Source organism: Stenotrophomonas sp. TWI819, from assembly GCF_039673075.1.
In the GTDB taxonomy this organism is placed as follows: Bacteria; Pseudomonadota; Gammaproteobacteria; order Xanthomonadales; family Xanthomonadaceae; genus Stenotrophomonas; species Stenotrophomonas rhizophila_B.
In genome coordinates this window covers 74,836-92,410 of sequence record NZ_JBDJKY010000003.1, presented here as the reverse complement: position 1 = coordinate 92,410, position 17,575 = coordinate 74,836, and the positions used below count along the sequence as shown (strand labels likewise).

The 17,575-nt window shown below is 67.0% G+C and carries 25 protein-coding genes and 1 other RNA gene; 14 read left to right on the top strand and 12 right to left on the bottom strand.

Going from position 1 to position 17,575, the window contains the following annotated elements; genetic code table 11:
• Position 1: 1 nt before the first annotated feature.
• The 3 genes from ABE463_RS05190 to ABE463_RS05180 all read left to right on the top strand — a co-directional run bounded on the left by ABE463_RS05190 (position 2) and on the right by ABE463_RS05180 (position 2,596).
• On the top strand, positions 2-739 hold the full coding sequence (locus ABE463_RS05190; RefSeq protein ID WP_152151592.1) for an SDR family oxidoreductase: 738 nt from the start codon (positions 2-4) through the stop codon (positions 737-739).
• On the top strand, positions 733-2,163 hold the full coding sequence (locus ABE463_RS05185; RefSeq protein WP_346467466.1) for an efflux transporter outer membrane subunit: 1,431 nt from the start codon (positions 733-735) through the stop codon (positions 2,161-2,163). Before ABE463_RS05190 ends, ABE463_RS05185 begins: the two co-directional genes overlap by 7 nt.
• Positions 2,164-2,323: 160 nt before the next feature.
• Positions 2,324-2,596 (top strand): hypothetical protein, encoded by a 273-nt coding sequence (locus ABE463_RS05180; protein WP_346467465.1) that lies wholly within the window; start codon positions 2,324-2,326, stop codon positions 2,594-2,596.
• A gap of 78 nt (positions 2,597-2,674) precedes the next feature.
• Here ABE463_RS05180 and ABE463_RS05175 read toward each other — a convergent pair whose 3' ends face one another.
• The 3 genes from ABE463_RS05175 to ABE463_RS05165 form a co-directional block, all read right to left on the bottom strand.
• Positions 2,675-3,547, bottom strand: coding sequence for an endonuclease/exonuclease/phosphatase family protein (locus ABE463_RS05175; RefSeq protein ID WP_346467464.1), 873 nt, complete (start codon positions 3,545-3,547; stop codon positions 2,675-2,677).
• 98 nt (positions 3,548-3,645) lie between these two features.
• Complete coding sequence (locus tag ABE463_RS05170; RefSeq protein WP_346467463.1) at positions 3,646-4,314, bottom strand: hypothetical protein; 669 nt, start codon at positions 4,312-4,314, stop codon at positions 3,646-3,648.
• A gap of 55 nt (positions 4,315-4,369) precedes the next feature.
• Positions 4,370-4,780 carry a g-type lysozyme inhibitor gene (locus tag ABE463_RS05165; RefSeq protein WP_123728997.1) on the bottom strand — a complete coding sequence of 137 codons (411 nt, stop codon included), beginning with the start codon at positions 4,778-4,780 and terminating at the stop codon, positions 4,370-4,372.
• Here ABE463_RS05165 and ABE463_RS05160 point away from each other — a divergent pair.
• The gene (locus ABE463_RS05160) at positions 4,779-5,276 is read left to right on the top strand and encodes a hypothetical protein (RefSeq protein ID WP_346467462.1); all 498 of its coding nucleotides are present in this window, start codon (positions 4,779-4,781) and stop codon (positions 5,274-5,276) included. The genes ABE463_RS05165 and ABE463_RS05160 overlap by 2 nt on opposite strands.
• 4 nt (positions 5,277-5,280) lie before the next feature.
• On the opposite strand, the gene ABE463_RS05155 is transcribed toward ABE463_RS05160, so the two are convergent.
• On the bottom strand, positions 5,281-5,484 hold the full coding sequence (locus ABE463_RS05155; protein WP_346467461.1) for a hypothetical protein: 204 nt from the start codon (positions 5,482-5,484) through the stop codon (positions 5,281-5,283).
• A 279-nt stretch (positions 5,485-5,763) separates the two neighbouring features.
• Between ABE463_RS05155 and ABE463_RS05150 the strand changes: the two genes are divergently transcribed.
• Genes ABE463_RS05150 through ABE463_RS05140 form a run of 3 tightly spaced genes read left to right on the top strand, consistent with a single transcriptional unit; the run spans position 5,764 to position 8,191 of the window.
• On the top strand, positions 5,764-7,269 hold the full coding sequence (locus ABE463_RS05150; RefSeq protein WP_346467460.1) for an MFS transporter: 1,506 nt from the start codon (positions 5,764-5,766) through the stop codon (positions 7,267-7,269).
• Between the two features lie 3 nt (positions 7,270-7,272).
• Positions 7,273-7,824, top strand: a complete 552-nt coding sequence (locus tag ABE463_RS05145; protein WP_346467459.1) for a TetR/AcrR family transcriptional regulator — start codon at positions 7,273-7,275, stop codon at positions 7,822-7,824.
• 55 nt (positions 7,825-7,879) lie between these two features.
• A complete protein-coding gene (locus ABE463_RS05140) occupies positions 7,880-8,191 on the top strand; it encodes a hypothetical protein (RefSeq protein WP_346467458.1) in 312 nt (103 codons plus the stop codon).
• 104 nt (positions 8,192-8,295) lie between these two features.
• Here the strand turns inward: ABE463_RS05140 and ssrA are convergent.
• Positions 8,296-8,698, bottom strand: a transfer-messenger RNA (tmRNA) gene (gene ssrA / locus ABE463_RS05135).
• A gap of 107 nt (positions 8,699-8,805) precedes the next feature.
• Positions 8,806-9,159, bottom strand: coding sequence for a hypothetical protein (locus ABE463_RS05130; RefSeq protein ID WP_121042052.1), 354 nt, complete (start codon positions 9,157-9,159; stop codon positions 8,806-8,808).
• A 191-nt stretch (positions 9,160-9,350) separates the two neighbouring features.
• On the opposite strand from ABE463_RS05130, the gene ABE463_RS05125 reads away from it, so the two are divergent.
• On the top strand, positions 9,351-10,067 hold the full coding sequence (locus ABE463_RS05125) for a hypothetical protein (protein ID WP_346467457.1): 717 nt from the start codon (positions 9,351-9,353) through the stop codon (positions 10,065-10,067).
• On the opposite strand, the gene ABE463_RS05120 is transcribed toward ABE463_RS05125, so the two are convergent.
• Together ABE463_RS05120 and ABE463_RS05115 are read right to left on the bottom strand one after the other, a co-directional pair.
• The gene (locus ABE463_RS05120) at positions 10,046-10,483 is read right to left on the bottom strand and encodes a YeeE/YedE family protein (RefSeq protein ID WP_346467456.1); all 438 of its coding nucleotides are present in this window, start codon (positions 10,481-10,483) and stop codon (positions 10,046-10,048) included. The genes ABE463_RS05125 and ABE463_RS05120 overlap by 22 nt on opposite strands.
• Positions 10,480-10,905 carry a YeeE/YedE family protein gene (locus ABE463_RS05115; RefSeq protein WP_346467455.1) on the bottom strand — a complete coding sequence of 142 codons (426 nt, stop codon included), beginning with the start codon at positions 10,903-10,905 and terminating at the stop codon, positions 10,480-10,482. Before ABE463_RS05115 ends, ABE463_RS05120 begins: the two co-directional genes overlap by 4 nt.
• A gap of 155 nt (positions 10,906-11,060) precedes the next feature.
• On the opposite strand from ABE463_RS05115, the gene ABE463_RS05110 reads away from it, so the two are divergent.
• On the top strand, positions 11,061-11,360 hold the full coding sequence (locus ABE463_RS05110) for a metalloregulator ArsR/SmtB family transcription factor (RefSeq protein ID WP_259260386.1): 300 nt from the start codon (positions 11,061-11,063) through the stop codon (positions 11,358-11,360).
• 9 nt (positions 11,361-11,369) lie between these two features.
• Here ABE463_RS05110 and ABE463_RS05105 read toward each other — a convergent pair whose 3' ends face one another.
• On the bottom strand, positions 11,370-11,798 hold the full coding sequence (locus ABE463_RS05105) for a GNAT family N-acetyltransferase (protein WP_346467454.1): 429 nt from the start codon (positions 11,796-11,798) through the stop codon (positions 11,370-11,372).
• The gene (gene smpB, locus ABE463_RS05100; RefSeq protein ID WP_123729005.1) at positions 11,798-12,301 is read right to left on the bottom strand and encodes an SsrA-binding protein SmpB; all 504 of its coding nucleotides are present in this window, start codon (positions 12,299-12,301) and stop codon (positions 11,798-11,800) included. The genes ABE463_RS05105 and smpB overlap by 1 nt, the downstream gene beginning before the upstream one ends.
• A 57-nt stretch (positions 12,302-12,358) precedes the next feature.
• On the opposite strand from smpB, the gene ABE463_RS05095 reads away from it, so the two are divergent.
• Together ABE463_RS05095 and ABE463_RS05090 are read left to right on the top strand one after the other, a co-directional pair.
• The gene (locus ABE463_RS05095; protein ID WP_026069778.1) at positions 12,359-12,787 is read left to right on the top strand and encodes a type II toxin-antitoxin system RatA family toxin; all 429 of its coding nucleotides are present in this window, start codon (positions 12,359-12,361) and stop codon (positions 12,785-12,787) included.
• Between the two features lie 3 nt (positions 12,788-12,790).
• Positions 12,791-13,051 carry an RnfH family protein gene (locus ABE463_RS05090; protein WP_346467453.1) on the top strand — a complete coding sequence of 87 codons (261 nt, stop codon included), beginning with the start codon at positions 12,791-12,793 and terminating at the stop codon, positions 13,049-13,051.
• Positions 13,052-13,067: 16 nt separating this feature from the next.
• Here ABE463_RS05090 and bamE read toward each other — a convergent pair whose 3' ends face one another.
• The gene (bamE, locus tag ABE463_RS05085; protein WP_123729007.1) at positions 13,068-13,460 is read right to left on the bottom strand and encodes an outer membrane protein assembly factor BamE; all 393 of its coding nucleotides are present in this window, start codon (positions 13,458-13,460) and stop codon (positions 13,068-13,070) included.
• A 104-nt stretch (positions 13,461-13,564) separates the two neighbouring features.
• Between bamE and fur the strand changes: the two genes are divergently transcribed.
• Positions 13,565-13,972 (top strand): ferric iron uptake transcriptional regulator, encoded by a 408-nt coding sequence (gene fur / locus ABE463_RS05080; protein ID WP_070470227.1) that lies wholly within the window; start codon positions 13,565-13,567, stop codon positions 13,970-13,972.
• Positions 13,973-14,086: 114 nt separating this feature from the next.
• Here the strand turns inward: fur and recN are convergent, their stop codons facing one another.
• Complete coding sequence (gene recN / locus ABE463_RS05075; protein ID WP_313218018.1) at positions 14,087-15,748, bottom strand: DNA repair protein RecN; 1,662 nt, start codon at positions 15,746-15,748, stop codon at positions 14,087-14,089.
• A 125-nt stretch (positions 15,749-15,873) separates the two neighbouring features.
• On the opposite strand from recN, the gene hrcA reads away from it, so the two are divergent.
• Positions 15,874-16,941, top strand: a complete 1,068-nt coding sequence (hrcA, locus tag ABE463_RS05070) for a heat-inducible transcriptional repressor HrcA (protein ID WP_313218019.1) — start codon at positions 15,874-15,876, stop codon at positions 16,939-16,941.
• A gap of 82 nt (positions 16,942-17,023) precedes the next feature.
• Positions 17,024-17,539 (top strand): nucleotide exchange factor GrpE, encoded by a 516-nt coding sequence (gene grpE, locus ABE463_RS05065; RefSeq protein WP_259260392.1) that lies wholly within the window; start codon positions 17,024-17,026, stop codon positions 17,537-17,539.
• The last annotated feature ends 36 nt before the right edge of the window (positions 17,540-17,575 follow it).

The window sequence follows — 17,575 nt, the reverse complement described above, 5'->3', positions numbered from 1 at the left end:
TATGAATACCGCTACCCAAAAGATCGCCCTGGTCACCGGTGCCACACGCGGCATCGGCTTGGAAACCGTCCGTCAGCTGGCCCAGGCCGGCGTGCATACGCTGCTGGCCGGGCGCAAGCGCGACGTCGCCGTGGCCGAGGCGCTGAAGCTGCAGGCCGAGGGCCTGCCGGTGGAAGCGATCCAGCTCGACGTCGGTGATGCCGCCAGCATCGCCGCCGCCGTGCAGACCGTGACCGAGCGTCACGGCCGTCTGGACATCCTGGTCAACAACGCCGGCATCCTGCTCGACGACATCAAGCTGGCCCCCTCGGCGCAGACCCTGCAGACCTGGCGCGATACCTTCGACACCAACGTGTTCGCGGTGATCGCTGTCACCCAGGCGTTCCTGCCGCTGCTCAACGCCTCGTCGGCCGGCCGCATCGTCAACGTGTCCAGCATCCTGGGCTCGCTGACCCTGCACAGCCAACCGGGCTCGCCGATCTACGGCTTCGCGGTGCCGGCCTACAACGCCTCCAAGAGCGCGGTGAACGCCTGGACCGTGCAGCTGGCCTATGAGCTGCGCGAGAGCACCACCAAGGTCAACACCGTGCATCCGGGCTACGTCAAAACCGACATGAACGGTGGCGAGGGTGAGATCGAGATCAGCGAAGGCGCGCGTTCCAGCGTCGGTATGGCACTGATCGATGCCGATGGCCCGAACGGCAGCTTCACCTACCTCGGCGAGGTGCTGCCATGGTGATCCGCCTGTTGACCGTGGCCGTGACCAGCGCGCTGCTGGCCGGCTGCGTCAGCGTCGGCCCCAACTACCAGGCGCCGCCGGCCGAGCCGGTGACCCTGCAGGGCGCCGCCGCGCCGGTGTTCACCACCACCTCGCCGGTGGCGAGCTGGTGGGCCCAGTTCGACGACCCGGTGCTGGAGCAGCTGGTACATGAAGCACTGGGCACCAACCTGGACCTGCGCATCGCGATGTCGCGCGTGCGCGAGGCCCGCGCGGTGTTTGTCGAGCAGCGCCTGGACCAGTTGCCCCATGTGACCAGCGGCGGCAGCTACGACCGTCGCAAGCAGCCCGATGCAACGGTGGGTGGCGAGCGTGTCTTCAGCGAAAGTTATCAGCTCGGCTTCGATGCCGGCTGGGAACTGGATCTGTTCGGCCGCCAGCGCCGTGCCGCCGAAGCAGCGCGCGCGGACCTGGGCGCCGAGCAGGACAACCTCGCCGATGCACAGGTCACCGTCGCCGCCGAAGTGGCCCGCAACTACTTCGAACTGCGTGGTACCCAGAAGCGCATCGCGGTGGCAAAACGCACGCTGGTCAACCTGCGCGACACTCAGAAACTCACCGAAACCCGGTGGGAACTGGGCGCCGGCAGCGAACTGGATGTGCAGAGCAGCCGCGCGCGTCTGAAGGCGATCGAGGCCGACATCCCGCTGCTGGAAGTGGCCGAAGTGCAGTCGCGTCATCGCTTGGCGGTGCTGCTGGGCCAGCGCCCGGATGCACTGGACAGCCTGCTGCAGCCGCGCGAGATGCGGCCGTACGCCAAGGCGTTGCCGCTCGGTGACACCACCGATCTGCTGCGTCAGCGCGCCGATGTGCGCGTGGCCGAGCGTCGGCTGGCTGCGGCGACCGCGCGCGTTGGCGTGGCCACGGCTGACCTGTTCCCGCGGATCAGTCTGAGCGGTTTCGTCGGCTTCCTGTCCGGCGATGCCAGTGGCCTGGTCAACGGCAGCAACAAGGCGTGGTCGGTGACCCCGTCGATCAGCTGGGCCGCGTTCGATTTCGGCACGGTGAAAGCCCGACTGCGCGCGAGCAAGGCGCAGGCTGACGGCGCTGCGGCCGAGTACGAAAAGGCCGTGCTGCTGGCACTGGAAGACACCGAGAACGCGCTGACGCGTTACGCCAAGCAGCAGGCCCGCCTGGCGATTGTCGCCGAGCAGGCACAGGCGGCAGGGCGCGCCGAGGAGCTGGCGCAGATCCGCTTCCGCGAGGGCTCGGAAGACTTCCTGACCCTGCTGGATGCACAGCGCACCCAGCTCGCGGCGGATGACGCGCTCGCCGAGGCCGAATCCACGGTCAACGTCAGCGTGGTCGGTGTCTACAAGGCTTTGGGTGGTTGGGGCCAGCAGCAGGATGCGGCCAACATCCCGGTGGCGGTCACGCAGCGCTGACCGCCGCGTGGGTCTCGGGGCGGCGAGGGCGCCGTCCCGGGGAAGGAATGAGCAACAGCCGTCACTTCCGCTGCGCAGTGCGTCGCGGTTGACGGCTTTGCCTCTGCACGGTGTCTGCGCACGGTGCTAAAAGCGTGGGTCGTTTTCTGGAGTGGCCCGCATGCAACCCAATCACTGGCGCCCTGTCCGCGCGCATCTGCACGACCCGGGACCTGGTTCCGGCGCCGGGCTTTCCCGTGGCGTGATCGCGCTGTTGGTGGTGGCGATCGTTGCGGTGGTCATGGGATTCTGTTGCCTGACCGAAGGGTTGTTCGAGATCGGCCTGATCGCCACCGGTGTGTTCATTGCCATCGGCGCGCGGATCTGTCAGGCACGTGAGCAGCATCAGGCCCTGTATCGGTTGCTGCAGCAGATCGATCAGCGGCAGCCGTGATCGACACTGTGAAAACGCAGGCCGCCGTACGGCCAGGAAGCCGATGGACGGTGCTCTGACCGCCCATCGCGCGTTTCCTTACTTGCCCGTCGTCGTGCCCGCGGCGAACCGGAGTTCCGCCTGCACCGGGTAATGATCCGACGGCAATACGCCACCGGGCTTCTGGTCCAGCGTGCTGAAGCTGTCCACGCTGAAGCCGCGCACCAGGATCCAGTCCAGCTCCACCGTGGGCTTGCCGGTGAAGTCATGGAAGGTCAGGCGCGGGCCGTCGACCTTGCCGGCGAGTGTGCGAGCATCGCCCAACGCAGCGGTGAATGCCTTGTAGGTGTCACTGCCGGGCTCACTGTTGAAATCGCCGGTAACGACCACCGGGATGTCCTTGGGCAGTTCAGCCAGACGGGAGACGATCAGCTTGGCACCGAGCACGCGGCGCGGCTCATCCTCATCGCGGTAGGGCAGGTGGGTATTGAACAGATAGAAGCGCTGACCGTCGGCCTGCCGCTGGAACAGCGCCCAGGTCACCATGCGCGGGAACAGGTTGCCCCAGGTGATGCTGCCCGGCACGTCCGGTGTATCGGAGAGCCAGAAGTCACCTGATTCAAGCACCTTCAGGCGCGAACTGTCGTACAGCACGCCCATGTGCTCGTCGCCATTGCCGCCGCGGCGGTCTCTGCCGAACAGGGTGTAGCCGGGCAGGTGCGCGACCAGATAGTCACCCTGTTTCTGCACCAGTTCCTGGGTGCCGATCACCTCGGGCTTCTGCTCGCGGATCAGCGTGACCATCGCATCGCGGCGGTCTTCCCAGCGCTTGCCCGGGTCGGTATCGGCCGGCGTGCGTACGTTGAACGACATCACCTTCAACGCATCCGGTGCCTGCGCCCAGGCGCTGCCCAGCGGGGCGGCGAACATCATCAGGGCCAGCAGCGCGGGCCGATGCAAACGAGACAGCATGTGGAATCCCTCCATTCCATGAAAACGTTCCCAAAGGGTCGCATGGAAGGGCGGGGGAAGGATATGCGGGACATGGCGGTTGGTCGGCAGTGTCGCCCTCAGCTCGAGAGCAGGATCACGCCGATCGTCATGTTGATCGCAGCGCCGAGTACCAGTACCCACAGGGTCGAGAGGATCGTGTTGAGCCACGAGCGCTGCAGCGCGACCTTCAGCCACCCGGCCTGGACCACCGCACACCACAGCGCGGCGAGCACACCGACCGCGATGCCCAGCGTGGTCGACAGCTGGCCCGGCAGCCGCACGAACACCATGCTGGTGGACAGGGCCACCGCGAACGGTGCGGTCAGGTAGCACTGCATGAAGAAGGGACGGCGCAGCGACTCGCGGGTCATCGGCACGTGCTTGCGCCGCAACAGGTGCGTGGTGGTCACCAGTGGCCAGATCGCGAACGTGATCGAGCGGTACAGCAGCAGGCTCTCTTCATTGCCGAAGATCGAGCGCGACAACGCCCCGGTGCCGACCACCTGCTGGTGCAGCATCAGCTCCACCCCGTGCGCGACCAGCACCGCCAGCATCAGGAACATCGGCGGGCTGATCGCATCGTCGAACTGGCGGTCCAGTTTTTCCTTCAGCTCGGTATCCACGTACTGGGCCATCCGCCGCGGATACACGATCACGCGGTACAGCGTGCGTGGGAAAAACAGGAACCAGGTGCACAGCTCGTAGAGGAACTCTTCCAGCGACCGCAGCAGTTTGAGGAAGTCCATCCCGGGGTCCTTGCGAGGGGGAAGCCAGCACCGCCGAGGATGCCGGGGACAGGGCTCAGCGGATCGCGACCGTCAGGCTGTGCGGTGCCTTTTCATTGCGACGCGCCTGGGCACGCATCTGGTAGACCTGCACGACATAGGTGCCGGTGGTCGGCAGGGTGCCGCTCCAGCGGCGCTTTTCGTCGTTGCTGCCCAGTGCCTCACCCTGGCCGGGCGTCACGCCGGGGGCAAACACATTGAAGTTGGCGTTCGGACTGCCGTCGATCGTCACTGCCATGGTCTGGCCGGCCCGTGCGGCGATCGTGTACCGAACGGTGTCATAGCCGGACACCGTGCCGCGCAGGGTGGCGCTGCTGGCGCCCTTGGTGAAGTGCACGGGGGTGGTGGTGACCTTGTCCGCCGCGGTGGCCAGCATCGGCGTCAGGGCGAGCAGGGTGGTCAGCAGCAGCGAGCGGAGCGGCGTCATGGCATGTCCTTGGTGGCCCCTGACAGGGGCGTTTCGTATTGAGCATGAGCGCGACCCGATCAAGGAATTGTCGAGGCTGCGCGGTTCACCGCCGACGGGTCAAGCGCGTGTGACTGAACGTCTTCCAACACTGGCCCGGCGTACCGGCTACCATGCCCGCATGAGCATCCCCGTACCGGACAGCAGCGTGCCGCGCCTGCTGGGTTTTGACGTTCCGACATTGCATACCATTGTCGATCACGGCGCGGATGAGGCCATTGTCGCCATGCTCGATGTTGTGCCCGATGCCCACTGGTTGAAGCTGTTCGACGAACGGGTGGCCGCGCTGAAGGGCGAACTCGGCCTGGCCGGTGTCGAACTCGACGGCACCTCGATTCTGTTCTTCGGCTCCATCGCGGACAGCCGCCGCCTGGCGACTGCCGTATCTGCCCTGATCAATGCCATCAACATGGAAGTGGCCGGCCATACCGATCCGTTCCAGCCGACGGCGCCGTAGCCCCTCACGAATCGATACGGCACGCGCGCAGCAGCGCGCTGTCACTCATGCCCGTATCTGCCGTGCGATACGGAGCCGGGCAGGTGCCGCGGATCTCGGTCACCCACATCACCATCATGCCGACGATGCGATGGGCTTCGGCAGGCCATTGCGCGATCAGTCGATCGTGGATCGCGTCATACACCGCCCAGCGCTCAGCGGCTGACATCCCGCCTGCCCAGCACTGCGCCAATTCGGCCTGCGCCAGCCGAAAAGCCTCCTTCTGTCCGTCCATAGCGTTCCCCCGACACAATCCATACCGGGCAGGCGCCTGCCTGCCCGGGTGAGCCCCCTGCAATGAGGTAAACGCAGTTGGGGCGGCGCAGCGGCCAGCGCGCAGTGCGCACACGGTGCGTCGCCGCAGGCTGAACGCGTCGGGGGTACACGGGTCAAACAAAACAGGACGTCCTGTATAGTTACGATCCCGTTTGTCCCCCCCTGACGCCCCATGACCCCGACCAAGACCCAGCGCTGGAGCCTGCTGCTCACCGTAGCCGCCGGCCTGTTGCTGATCACCCTCGACAACTCGGTGCTCTACACCGCCTTGCCCACGCTGACCAAGGAACTGGGCGCGACCCCGCTGCAGGGCCTGTGGATCATCAACGCTTATCCCCTGGTGATGGCTGGCCTGCTGCTGGGTGCCGGTACGCTGGGCGATCGCCTGGGGCACCGCCGCATGTTCCTGATCGGCCTGGCGATCTTCGGCATCGCCTCGCTGCTGGCCGCGTTCGCGCCGGATGCCAATCTGCTGATCGCCGCCCGCGCGCTGTTGGCCGTGGGCGCGGCGGCGATGATGCCCGCCACCTTGGCGCTCATCAGCCTGACCTTCGAAGACGAGCGCGAGCGCAACCTGGCCATCGCGGTGTGGGGCTGTATCTCCATCATCGGCAGCGCCATCGGCCCGATCGTCGGCGGCGTGGTGCTGGCGCACTTCTGGTGGGGCGCGGTGTTCCTGATCAATGTGCCGATCGTGCTGCTGGCCATGGTCGGGGCGGTGCTGTTCGCCCCGCACGGCACGCCCGATGCAGGCAAGCCGTGGGATCTGATCTCCTCGCTGCTCAGCCTGGTCGCCTTGTCCGGGCTGGTGGTGGCGATCAAGGAGGTCGCGCATGCGCCGCCGAACGGGGTGCTGGCAGCCGGCGCGGCGCTGATCTTCGTCGTGGGGCTGGTGCTGTTCCTGCGCCGCCAGCGCCGCCTGCCGTATCCGATGCTCGACGTGGCCATCTTCCGCAATGCGCCGTTCCTGGCCGGCGTGCTCTCGGCGGCGTTTGCGATGTTTGCCATCGCCGGCCTGCAATTGCTGACCACCCAGCGCTTCCAACTGGTCGCCGACTACACCCCCTTGCAGGCGGGCCTGCTGGTGTCCGTGGTGGCGATCGGGTGCCTGCCCAGCGCCATTTTCGGCGGCATGTTCCTGCACCGCGTCGGGCTGTTGCCGCTGATCACCGGTGGGCTGGGCGTGGGCACCGCCGGTGTGGTGCTGGTCGCGGCCACCTTTGGCGGCCAGCTCGGCTGGACCCTCGCCGGGCTGCTGCTGACCGGGCTGGGCATGGGCGCCACCATCTCCGTGGCTTCCACCGCGATCATCGGCAACGTGCCCCCGCACCGCGCTGGCATGGCCTCCTCGGTGGAGGAGGTGTCCTATGAGTTCGGCAGCCTGTTCGCGGTGTCCCTGCTGGGCAGCCTGATCGCCGCGCTGTACTCGGCCACCGTGACGCTGCCGGACGGCGTGGACCCGGCCGCAGGCGAGAGCATCCAGCAGGCACTCGCGCTGGCCGCGCAACCGGGTGGCGATGCCGGGTGGCTGGCGGCGGCCAGCACCGCGTACGACGCCAGCTACGTTTGGGTACTGTATGTGATTGCCGGGGTGCTGCTGGTCGGCACCGTCACCACCGGCGTGCTGCTGCGCCGCCATGGCCCCGGCACGGCCACCACCGTCTCCCACGCCCACTGACCCATGCGCCCGAGCAACCGAACCAACATCCTGGATGCCGCCGTCCGCGTGATCGAACGCGACGGCATCACCGCACTGACCTTTGAAGCGGTCGCCAGCGAATCCGGCATCGCCCGGGGCGGGCTGCTGTACCACTTCCCCTCGCGCGATGCGCTGCTGCAGGGCATCCACCAGCACCTGGCCGGCGTGTGGGAGGCGAGCATGATCGATGCGGCCGGCAAGCCGGGCGAGGCCGCGGCTGCGACTGAACGCTACCAGGCCTACGCACTCACCTGTGCCCAGACCGCGAGCCGGGCCGAGCTGCAGCTGATGTTCGATGCGGCCGCCACCGACGAGAACATGCAGCCGTGGACCGCAGTGGTCGAGCGCTGGTCGCCGCCCACGCCGCAGGACCTGAGCGATCCGGGTGCGCTGGACCTGTTCATCGCCAAGCTCGCCGCCGACGGCATGTGGGTGTTCGAAGCGCTATCGCGCTCGCGGCTGGCGCCGGAGGTGCGGCAGGCCATTGCCGACCGGCTGGCGCAGACGATTGCCGCCGCTTCAAAGACAGCGTGATGCCTGCCATGCGGGTACCCTTGGCGGTTCACTTCTTGAACGACGGAAACGCCTGATGGATTACCAGCTTGTGATCAAGTTTTGGCGAAAGTCGCTGGACGACGAGGCCTTTTTGGCCACGCTGGAGGCCGAACTGACCACCGCGCTCGGCAAGGCCGCCACGCTGGACGGCTACGACGTCAGCGCGAAAGAGATCAATCTCTTCATGTTCACTGCGGATCCGCGCCCGACGTTCCGGAAGACCAAAGATGTGCTGGAGGCGCTGGGCGTGCTGCACAGCGTATCCGCGGCGTACCGGCTGGTGGGCGGTGCGCAGTTCACTTCGGTGTGGCCGCTGCGGATGGCACGGAAATTTACGTTGCCGTGAGAGGCTGAGCGGCTGCGTCGGATGCGGAAGACGGGCACAAAAAAGGCCGGGACCTTCGATTTCTCTAGGGTTCCAGCCTCTGATGCACCGTCGAAACGGCTAATTGGTGGAGGTGGGCGGAATTGAACCGCCGTCCGAAGGCACTCCATCCCCGGTACTACATGCTTAGCTCACCGTTAGATCTCATCCTGTGGCAGCACGGTGTGCAAAGCGCACCCCAGGACCAGCCTGCTTTAGTTAAGTCGTGACTGACAGGCAGCCATCACAACCGGTTCCGTGATAATGACCCTACATCTACGAGCACGGGCACAAGTAGGTTCGGGGGTTCGCCTAAGGCGGCTGTAGAACTAAACGCTAAAGCTGTTTTTAGGCAGCGATTGCGAAGTCGTTCGAACCGTAGTTGTCGTCGTTGGCAACTAAAAGTTTGCTGCTGGATTAACGAGGAAAGCTGCCCCCTCGGCATGCACCAAGTAACTTCACAACCCCCGTCGAAACCAATGCACCCCCGGTTTCTTCAAGAACCGCACGTCATCCGGAAAAGAGCACCGGAACTCTACTTGACGGAGTGGATGCTACTCCAATCCAGCTGAACAGTCACCTTGGCCCTCTGCGCCTTACTTCTGCAGCTGGCGGCGGCTGTCGGCCTTGTGGCGGGCCTTTTCCTTCTTCAGGCGATTGTGCTCGTTGCGCACGGTCATGGCCTGCTTCTTCGCTTGCGGCTCAACCCGAGCCATCAGCGATTCCACCTGGGCGACCAGGCGGCGGTGCTCCAGGCTGTCGTAGCTCTGGGTTTCCGAGGCGACGCGCTTGGCGTTGCGGATCAGGTAGGTCAGCACCTTGAGCAGCGCGGCCGGGTCCATGGCGCGGGCGAGTTCGTCAAAGATGAACTCCAGCGCCGCCACGTCGGCGCGCAGGGTGGTCAGTTCGTCCGCCGCCAGTGCGGGTGCCGGGGTAGTTTCGAGAGTCACGCGCGGATCCTTTCCGTATCAATGCGGGGATTCTGACAGCTGTGCGGGGTTGGCGGGGAAAGATCGTTATCCCGCTGGCGTCCGCGGGTCAGGCGGTGCGGGCGCCCTGGCGCACCGGCGGACTACAATCCGGCCCCGGAAGAGTGGTTACAGACAAGGACGGCGCGTTGAAGAGGCAGGTGTGGATCGCAATGGCGATGCTGGCGGCGGCAATGCTCGGGGCAGCCAGCGTTTGGCGGTCGACGTCGGGTGCGCAGGCGCCGGCCGGGGCAGAGCAGGCGGCGAAACCGAGCGGACAGGCGGCCACGCCTTCGGTTGAAGCGGCGCCGACCGCCTCGACCAGACCGCCGCACCCCTTTCCCGATCTCGCCCGCACACGGGAGAGCCTGGATATCGCCCAGGACCCCTTCAGCAGCGGTCACCCGGAGGAGCGGCGCTGGCTCGACCAGCACGGCTTCCCCAATGGCGCGCAATGGACCCGCTATCAGCAGGCCTCCGACGCCGAGCTCGACCAGGCGGCACGGGCAGGCGACGCGGTGGCGGCCACGATGCTCCATGCGCGGCGGCTGGGCGCCGATCCGACGGCTGAAAGCCGTTTGCTGGCTTCCGGCGCGGAGGGCGACCTGTTCGCGCTGAGTCTGCTGTCGTCCTGGAAGGCGGGCGCCAATGCGGCCGGGATTCCCGAGGCCTACGCGATATCCCGCGTGGCCGAAATGCGCGGCGACCTCACCGCAGCGCTGCACCGGGAAATGATGCTGGGTGGGCGACTGACCAGCGAGCAGCGCCTGTTGGCCGAGGCCGAGGCGCTGCATCTGAATCTGCATCTCAATGCGTTGTACCGCCAGAAGCACGGCGTGGACCCGCCGCCGGTGGAGATGCGACCGTATCAGGTGGACGACGCGCGCTGAGCTTGACGTTCCCACCCCCGGTGCACTGCCATGCCAACGAGCATCGCCGGCACGAACCAAAGGACTTCGTGGGCCCCATAGCCGAGACCGACCAGCGCCGGCCCGGGGCAATAGCCCGCCAAGCCCCAGCCGATGCCGAACAACGCTGCGCCGCCGAGCAGGCGGGTGTCGATCCGTTGGCTATCGCTGAGATGGAACTGATCGGCCAGGCGCGGCCGCGGCGCGCGCAGTACGAACCGGAACAGCAGCACGGTGGTGGCGACGGCGCCGCCGAGCACGAACAGCAGGGACGGGTCGAACGCGCCGGTGACATCCAGGAAACCGAGGATGCGCAGCGGATCGGTCATGCCCGAGACTGCCAGGCCGAGACCGAACAGAGCGCCCGCAGCGAGCGCGACGAGGATCTGTCGGCTCATGCGATCCCCGCGAGATGGCGCACGATGAAGGTGGTCAGTATCGCGGTGACCATGAACACCCCCACGGCGACCAGCGAACGCAAGGACAGGCGACCCAAGCCGCAGACGCCATGGCCGCTGGTGCAGCCGCCGCAAAGCCGGGTGCCGAAGCCCACCAGCAGGCCGCCTGCGATCAGCAGTACCGGCGCAAAGCCGGTGCGTGAGGGCGCGGCGGAGGGCAGCCAGTGCAGCGCAAGTGCACCCGCCGCGATCAACCCCAGCAGAAATGCATAGCGCCACGCCGTCTCGCCACGTTTCGGGAACAAGGCGCCCGCGGTGATGCCGCTGATGCCAGCGATGCGGCCGTTGAGCCAGAGCAGTGCGGTGGCGGCAAGGCCGATCAACACCCCGCCAGCCAAAGGGGTCACCCAGTAAGGCGTCATGGCTGATAGCCTGCGGTGGCAGGACGGTACTGATATGGCATGGGCCAGTCCTTTAATTTAGATAAATCTAAATTAGGGATGTCTCAGGTAAAGTGCAAGCCATGCGTGACTCAAATCCGACCAGACACCCGCCTTCAGCCTCCCGCGCTGCGGAGATGGCCGCCCAGGCTGGCCAAGCCGCCGCGCTGCTCAAGGCGCTGGCGCACCCCGCGCGGCTGCGGGTGCTGTGTCGGTTGGTAGAAGGCGAGGCGTCTGTAGGGGAGCTGCAGCCGCTCAGTGGACTGGGCCTGTCGGCGCTGTCCCAGCACCTGGCCGTCCTGCGTGGGATGGCGTTGGTGACCACGCGGCGCGAGGCGCAGACGATTTTCTATGCGTTGGCCGACTCCCCGGCACTGGGTGTGCTGGCGGCGCTGCATGACGCCTATTGCCCGGACGGGGATGCCGAGGCGGTCTGACCCGGAGAGTCAGAGCGGCTTGCGCAGGTACAGGCGCTGATGCCCGGGCGGAAACGCCTGCAGCCGGCCGAACACCTCATAGCCCTGCTTGAGATAGAAGCCCTCGGCCTGCCAGGAGAAGGTATCCAGCGTCACGGCGTGTGCGCCGAGCGTGCGCGCCTGTTGTTCGGCATCGGCCAGCAGCGCCTGGCCCAGGCCTTCGCCGCGGCGGGTATCGTCGACCCACAGCGCATGCACCATCAGCCAGCCGCCACAGACATCGGCGGCGATCCCGGCCACGACCTGGCCGGCGTCATCGTGGATCACCCGGTTGACCGGCTGGTCGTCCAGGGCGTCGCCACTGGCGGCCTGGTTGAAGGCCAGCAGACCAGCGAACACCGCGCGGGTGTCCTCGGCGCTGGCCGGCTGGATAACCGGGGCGGGCGACGCCGGCGCCATCAGGCGTCGCGGTTGTGCCGGCGCATGGTGCGCGACTTCTCGCGCGCCCAGTCGCGGTCCTTCTCGGCATCGCGCTTGTCGTGGGTCTGCTTGCCCTTGGCCAGCGCGATCTCGAGTTTGATGTTGTTCTTGCTCCAGTACATCGCGGTGGGCACGATCGTGTAGCCATCGCGCTGCACCTTGCCGATCAGCTTGTCGATCTCGCTGCGATGCAGAAGCAGCTTCCGCTCGCGACGGTCGTTGGCCACCATGTGGGAGGAGGCCTGGATCAACGGGGTGATCTGCGCCCCGATCAGGAAAATCTCGCCATCGCGCACGTAGGCGTAGGCATCGATGATGTTGCCGCGCCCGGCGCGGATCGACTTGACCTCCCAGCCCTGCAGGGCCAGGCCGGCTTCGAAGCGATCCTCGATGTGGTACTCGTGACGGGCACGCTTGTTGAGCGCGATGGTTTTGTTGGCCGTCGCGCCCTTTGCTTTATCCTTGCCGCTGTTCTTGCTCATTTCCCTATTGTCTCCGATTCGGGCACGCCCGGTCGATTCATCCGACATCTGTATCGCATGCCAACTATCCGACGTAGTGCCCTGGTCGAACATTCGGCTGCCCGTATGTTCGACCTGGTCAATGATATTGACGCTTATCCGCGCCGCTTCCGCTGGTGTTCGGCCTCGCAGATCCTGGAGTCCGGCCCGGACCGCCTGGTCGCGCGCCTGGACCTGGGCTTTGGGTCGTTCTCGACCTGGTTCATGACCGAGAACACGCTGCAGCGCCCGCACAGCATTGATATGCAGCTCAAGGACGGGCCGTTCAAGCGCCTGCACGGGCGCTGGGAGTTCCACGCGCTGGCCGAGGACGCCTGCAAGGTCACGCTGACGCTGGAGTTCGAACCGACCTCACGCCTGCTGGGTCCGGCCTTGGCGCTGGGTTTCCAGGGGCTGGCCGACCGCATGGTGAATGATTTCGTCCGCGTCGCCGACGCCCAGGACTGAGCCGTGATCACGGTCGAGGTGGTGCTGGCCTGGCCCGATCGGGCTGATACCCGGCGTTTGACCTTGCCCGAAGGGGCCACGGTCGCCGATGCCATCGAAGCGGCGGCCATTGACGGCAGCGTGCAATGCCCGGCCGTGGCCGTGCATGGCCTGCTGGCCAAGCCGGATCAGATCTTGCGCGAGGGCGACCGGGTCGAGCTGCTGCGTCCGCTGCTGGCCGACCCGAAAGACAACCGCCGCCGGCGCGCACGCGCCGGCAGCTGAGTGAAGAAGGCGGGCCTCAGCGGCCGCGCTTCTTCTTGTCCTTGGGCAGGTTGCGGCCGAACTGGCGCAGCGTGCTGCGGGCCAGCTCGGCGTCGTCGCTGGCGAAGTACTCGCCGTCCCAACGGGTGACCGCGTCGTTTTCGAAGTAGACGGTGAAGTTCTTCACTTCCGTCTTGCCTACGCGGTTGACGCGCTGGCTGGCGGTGTAGTCCCAGCGCTGGGCGTGGAACGGGTCCGCGATGGAGGGCGTACCAAGCAGGGCACCAACCTGCTGCTTGCTCTGGCCCACCTGCAGCTGACCGACGGCCTGCTCCCGGATCAGGTTGCCCTGATAGATGGGTTGCTTGTAAATGATGCCGCAGCCCGTGGTGGACAGGGCAACGGCGGCGACCAGCAGGAGATTGCGCATCGGGGAATGGCGTTTGGGGAAATCGAGTCGATGATACACTCCTGACGTGTCGCCGCGACCCAATCCGAGGCAGCTGGCGCTAAATCGCCAATGAACGGAGAAGTATGGAAACCCACGACCTGCGCAAAGTCGGCCTCAAGGTGACCCATCCGCGTATGCGGATCCTGGCGCTGCTCGAGCAGCGCAACGCCAGCCACCACATGACCGCCGAAGACATCTACCGTCAGCTCCTGGAGCACGGCGACGAGATCGGCCTGGCCACGGTGTACCGGGTGCTGACCCAGTTCGAGGCCGCCGGCCTGGTGCTGAAGCACAACTTCGAAGGCGGTCAGGCCGTCTACGAGCTGGACCGCGGTGGTCACCACGACCACATGGTCGATGTGGACAGCGGCAAGATCATCGAGTTCGAAAGCCACGAGATCGAGGAGCTGCAGCGCAAGATCGCGGCTGACCACGGCTACGAGCTGGAAGAGCACTCGCTGGTGCTGTACGTCCGCAAGAAGCGTCGGTAACGGCCTGCAGGCCGCCCGGATGCGATCAAAAAACCCCGGGCATGCCCGGGGTTTTTGTTTTCAGGGTGAGGCGCCGGTTCGGGCGGGGCGCCGGCCAGCGGCCGGCACTACCTGTCACACCTGGAGCAGCTTGCGCGCCGCGGCCCGGGCTTCCTTGCTGACTTCCACGCCGCCCAGCATCCGGGCGAGTTCTTCCTCGCGGGCCTTGGTATCGAGCTTTTCGACCGCGCTCTGGGTCATGCCGTCCACCGGCGCCTTGCTGACCCGGTAGTGGGCGTGGCCCTTGGAGGCGACCTGCGGCAGATGGGTGACGCACAGCACCTGACGCTTCTCGCCCAAGGCGCGCAGCTTCTGCCCGACGATGTCGGCCACGGCGCCACCGATGCCCGAATCGACTTCGTCGAAGACCATGGTCGGCACCGCATCCAGGCCCAGCGCGGCGACTTCGATCGCCAGTGAGATACGGGACAGTTCACCGCCCGAGGCGACCTTGCGCAGGGCGCGCGGCGGCTGGCCGGCGTTGGCGGCGACCAGGAACTCGACCCGTTCGGCCCCGTTCGGGTCCGGCTTGACCACGGTCTGCGGCTCGATATCGATCAGGAACTGACCGCCGCCCATGCCCAGCTCGCCGATCAGGGTGGTGGTGGTATCCGACAGGGCCTTGGCGGCCTTCCGGCGGCTGGCGCTGAGCACCTCGGCCACGGTCTTCCACTGGCCGGCGGCACGGTCGATCTCGCCGGCCAGGGCCTGCAGGCGCTCGTCGGCACCGCGCAGCTGCTCGACTTCGGCCTCCATGGCGTCGCGGTGCTCGCCCAGCGCTTCCATCGGCACGCGGTGCTTGCGCGCGAGGTCGTGCAGGCGGCCAAGACGGCGCTCGATATCCTCGAACTGCTCCGGGTCGGCATCGAGGTCGTCATGGACGCGGTCGAGCAACGACAGCGCTTCGTCCAGCTGGATGGCGGCGCTGTCGAGCAGGGCATCGACCTCGCCGAGCCGGCTGTCGTGTTCGGCCACGCGGGCCAGGTCATGGCGGGTCTGCTGCAGCAGCTGCAGCACCGAGACCTCGTCATCGCCGTTGAGGCGGCTGACCGCCACGTCGCAGGCGCCGATCAGCGCGCTGGCATGGGCCTGGCGGCGGTGGCTGCTGCCCAGGGTGGCGATCGAGGCCGGGTCCAAGTCTTCGCGCTTGAGCTCGCTGAGCTGGTGTTCCAGATAGCCGATCCGGTCGCTCACGTCGCCCTGGCGCGACAGCGCCTCGGCTTCATCGACCAGCGTCTGCCAGCGTGCCGCGGTCTGGCGGACCTGGGCGCGCTCGGCGTCGTTGCGGGCGAAGGCATCCAGCAGCGAGAGCTGCGAGGGGCGCGAGAGCAGGGCCTGCTGTTCGTGCTGCCCGTGGATCTCGACCAGCATGCTGGCCAACTCGGTCAGCTGGGTCAGCGTCACCGGGCGGCCGTTGATGAAGGCGCGCGAGCCACCGTCGGCGCGGATCACCCGTCGCAACTGACACTGTTCTTCGTCGTCCAGCTCGTTGTCGCGCAGCCACTGGCGGGCAGGGGCGTCGGCCAGCGGCGCGAATTCGGCCGAGAGCTCGGCGCGCGCGGCACCGTGGCGGACCACGCCGCTGTCGGCGCGCAGCCCGGACAAAAAGCCCAGCGCGTCCACCATCAGCGACTTGCCCGCGCCGGTTTCACCTGAGACCACGGTCATGCCGGCGCCGAATTCCAGCTCGGTGGCGCGGACGACCGCGAAATCCTTGATCGATAGATGTCTAAGCATGGTCTACGTTGTACACGAGGGGCGTCTCCAAGCCGCGCACGCTAGCATGGGCGGGGGGCGTCTCCAATGACTTGCCAACGCCCCGTGCAGCCATTATCTAAGTGGGCGTCTCACAGGCTGATTCCATGCATCCTTCCACGTCCCATCTCGCCCCGCGTGCCCGCCATCTGCTGCGGACGCTGATCGCGCGCCACATCCAGGATGGCGAACCGGTCGGCTCGCAGACGCTTGCCCGGCATGCTGGCCTGGACGTCAGCCCGGCCACGATCCGCAACATCCTGGGCGACCTGGAGGACCTGGGGCTGCTCAGCTCGCCGCACACCTCGGCCGGCCGGGTGCCGACCGCGCACGGCTACCGGGTGTTCGTGGACAGCCTGGTCAAGATGCAGCCGCCGGGCGAGGGCGAGCTCAGCCGCCTGCGCACCGAGCTGGCCACCGGCACCGGCACCCAGGCCCTGCTCGGCAGTGCCTCGGAGCTGCTTTCGGCGATGAGCCATTTCGTCGGGGTGGTCAGCGCCCCGCGCCGGGAGCAGTTCGCGTTCCGGCATATCGATTTCGTGGCACTGGACGCGCGCCGGGTGCTGGCGATCCTGGTGTTCGCCGACAACGAGGTGCAGAACCGGGTGATCGAGCCTCGCCGCGGGTTCAATCCCGGGGAGCTGGAGCAGGTCGCCAACTACCTCAATGCGAACTGCGCCGGTCGGCCGCTGGCCGAGATCCGGGCCCGGCTGCTGCTGGAGCTGCGCGATGCGCAGTCGGAAATGGAGCAGTTGCTGGCGCACAGCATCGAACTGGCCGAGCAGGCGATGGTGCCGCCGGCCGATGACATGGTGCTGGCCGGGCAGACCCGGCTGATGGGCGTGCAGGACCTGTCCGATCTGGAGCGCCTGCGCGAGCTGTTCGATGTGTTCGCCAGCAAGCGCGAGATCCTGCAGCTGCTCGAGCGCACCATCCAGGCCCCGGGGGTGCGCATCTTCATCGGCGAGGAGACAGGGGTGATGCCGCTGGAAAGCGTCTCGCTGGTCACCGCCCCGTACTCGGCCGACGGCCAGGTGCTGGGCGTGCTGGGGGTCATCGGCCCCAAGCGGATGGCCTACGACCGCATGATCCCGCTGGTGGAAGCCACCGCCCAGGTGCTGGGGGCCGCGCTGGGCTCGCCCGCTGGCGGCGGATTGTCCCGCGATCGCGCATAAAGCGGCCCTGGACTCTTGAATCCCGTAGCCGCGCCCACATAGGGGTGGGTGGAGGCGGAGAGTCACCGCCAAGGATCCGGAAATGAACCAAGATCAGCCCGATATCGCATCCCAGAATCCCGCCGGCGAGCCGGCCGCTGAGCCGTCCCTGCAGCAGCAGCTGGACAGCCTGCACAACGAGCTGGCCCTGCTGCGTTCGGAGTCGCTGCGCGAACGCGCCGACCTGGACAACCAGCGCAAGCGCGTTGCCCGCGACGTGGAACAGGCGCGCCGCTTCGCCAATGAGAAGCTGCTCGGCGAGCTGCTGCCGGTGTTCGACAGCCTCGATGCCGGCCTCAATGCCGCCGGCAGCGAGCCGAGCCCGCTGCGCGAAGGTCTCGAACTGACCTACAAGCAGCTGCTCAAGGTCGCCGCCGACAATGGCCTGACCCTGCTCGACCCGACCGGCCAGACCTTCAACCCGGACCACCACCAGGCCATCAGCCAGGTCGACGCGCCCGGCGCGGCGCCCGGCAGCGTGGTCCAGGTGTTCCAGAAGGGCTACCTGCTCAACGACCGCCTGCTGCGGCCGGCGCTGGTCGTGGTCGCCCGCGACTGAGCCACAGGTCGGTCCGCCGGGCCAGGCCCGGCGGCT